This is a genomic window from Acetobacterium malicum subsp. dehalogenans DSM 11527 (assembly GCF_000472665.1).
Lineage (GTDB): Bacteria > Bacillota > Clostridia > Eubacteriales > Eubacteriaceae > Acetobacterium > Acetobacterium malicum.
Window position 1 is genome coordinate 1 of the sequence record NZ_AXAC01000073.1, and the last position, 2,950, is coordinate 2,950.

At 36.2% G+C, this 2,950-nt stretch carries 1 protein-coding gene; it reads left to right on the forward strand.

Going from position 1 to position 2,950, the window contains the following annotated elements:
• On the forward strand, positions 1-2,950 hold a 2,950-nt coding region (locus tag A3KS_RS21820), incomplete at both ends, for a VPA1269 family protein (RefSeq protein ID WP_035356678.1).

The window sequence follows — 2,950 nt, forward strand, 5'->3', positions numbered from 1 at the left end:
ATCGGTTACAGTCTTTTTCAAACGCTATCTTTATGAGCAAAACATTACCAAAGATCCTGCCAAGTTTTTAAGTACCAGTTTTGAGGCTCCGGATTTTTTTGAAATTTGCTATGGTCATTATAATGAACAATCTAAAGGTCCTCATAGTGCTAGAAAAGCAAGTTCATTCATTGACTGGGTCTTGGAAAATCACTTCTCTGTTAAAGATGAAGATGGAAAAACCCTGATTTCCGAAGGCTATCATAACCCTATCAAAAAATCTATTCCAATACCGAAAATAAATTTATTCAAACTTGATGAGACCGCATTCTGTTGGATTCTAGAATTAGATCCTGATTTTGTACAATGGCAACAATATGCTGAAGAATGGCTGAAAACACTAGATAGCGGTATATCATTAGCCAGAAAATCGGTTGCAGATTTTTTTAGGCTCTATCTTTATGAGCAACACATTACCAAAGATCCTGTTAAATTTTTAAATACCACTTTTGAGGCTCCGGATTTTTTTGAAATTTGCTATGGTCATAGAAAAGATCTATCCCATCGCGCTTCTGATGCCAGAAAAACAAGTTTATTCATTGACTGGGTCTTGGAAACCTACTTCTCCGTTAAAACTGAAGATGGAAAAACCCAAGTTTTCAAAGACTATCATAATCCTATCAAAAAGTCTATTCCAGCCCGGAAAAAAATTCCATTCAAACATGATGACTCCACATTCAGCTGGATTTTAGAATTAGATCCTGATTTTGAAAACTGGCAACAATATGTAGAAGAATGGATGAAAACTTTAGACAGTGGAATATCAGTAGCTAGAACATCAATTACTACCTTTTTGAAAACCTATCTTTACAAGCAACATATTACCAAAGATCCTGCCAAATTTTTAAGCACCTCTTTTGAGGCTCCGGATTTTTTTGAAATTTGCTATGGTCATTATTCAAAACTATCTAATGCACCTACTAGTGCTAGAAAAACAAGTTCATTCATTGACTGGGTCTTGGAAAACTACTTTTCCATTAAAACTGAAGATGGAAAAACCTTGATTTTTGAAGACTATCATAACCCTATCAAAGAATCTATCCCAAAACCAACAGTTTACGCTACGAAACGAAACGACCTATCTTTCCATTGGATTCTAGAATTAGATTCTGATTTTGTGCAATGGCAATATTATGCAGAAGAATGGATGAAAACTATAGACACTAGTATACGAGTAACCAGAAAATCGATTACGCTCTTCTTTAAACGCTTTCTTTACGAGCAACGCATTACCAAAGATCCTGCCGAATTTTTAAGCACCTCTTTTGAGGTGCCGGATTTTTTTGAAATTTGCTATGGCCATTATTCAGATACATCTAATGCACCTACTAGTGCCAGAAAAACAAGCTCATTCATTGACTGGGTGCTGAAAACCTACTTCTCCGTTAAAACTGAAGATGGAGAAGTGCTAGTTTCCGATGACTATCATAACCCAATCAAAAAATCTATCCCAAAGCCAACAGTTTACTTCATGAAACGAAATGACCTATCCTTCCGTTGGATTTTAGAATTAGATTCTGATTTTGCGCAATGGCAATATTACGCAGAAGATTGGATGAAAACTATAGGCACTAATAAAGGAGTAGCTAGAAAATCGGTTGCAGATTTTTTTAATCTCTATCTTTATGAGCAACACATTACCAAAGATCCTGCCGAATTTTTAAGCACCAGCTTTGAGGCTCCGGATTTTTTTGAAATTTGCTATGGTCATAGTAACAGCCGATCTACTAGCGCTTCTAATGCCAAAAAAACAAGTTCATTCATTGACTGGGTCTTGGAAAACTACTTCTCTGTTAAAGCTGAAGATGGAATAACGCTGGTTTCCGAAGATTATCATAATCCTATCAAAAAATCTATTCCACTACCAAAGATTCACGCCATGAAAGGAAACGACCTATCCTTCCGTTGGATTCTAGAATTAGATCCTGATTTTGAAAAATGGCAACAATATGTAGAGGAATGGATGAAAACTATAGGCAGTGGAATAGAAGTAGCCAAACACTCAATTCGAATCTTTTTCACAAGCTATCTTTATGAACAAAACATTACCAAAGATCCTGTCAAATTTTTAAGCACTACTTTTGAGGCTCCGGATTTTTTTGAAATTTGCTATGGTCATTATAATGAACAATCTAATGGTCCTTCTTGTGCCAGAAAAACAAGTTCATTCATAGACTGGGTCTTGGAAAACTACTTCTCCGTTAAAACTGAAGATGGAGAAACCCTAGTTTCCGAAGACTATCATAACCCCATCAAAAAATCTATTCCACTACCAAAGATCCACGCCATGAAACGAAACGACCTATCATTGCGTTGGATTCTAGCACTAGATCCTGATTTTGAACAATGGCAACATTACGCAGAAAATTGGTTTAGAACGCTAAACAGTGGACTATCATCAGCAAGGAGATCGATTACTGTCTTTTTCAAATGCTACCTTCATGAGCAGCAGATTACCAAAGATCCTGCCAAATTTTTAAGCATTACCTTTGAGGCTCCGGATTTTTTTGAAATTTGCTATGGTCATAGTAAACATAAATCTCCTAGCGCTTCTGAGGCCAGAAAAACAAGTTCATTCATTGACTGGGTCTTGGAAAACTACTTCTCCGTTAAAACTGAAGATGGAGAAACCCTGGTTTCCGAAGATTATCATAATTCTATCAAAAAATCTATTCCAATACGAAAGAGAAAATCATCCAAACCTGATGGAACAGCATTCCGTTGGATTCTAGAATTAGATCCTGATTTTGTGCAATGGCAACAATATGCTGAAGATTGGCTAAAAACCATAGACACTGATGTATTATCAACCAAAGGATCGGTTACAGTCTTTTTCAAACGCTATCTTTATGAGCAAAACATTACCAAAGATCCTGCCAAGTTTTTAAGTACCAGTTTTGAGGCTCCGGAT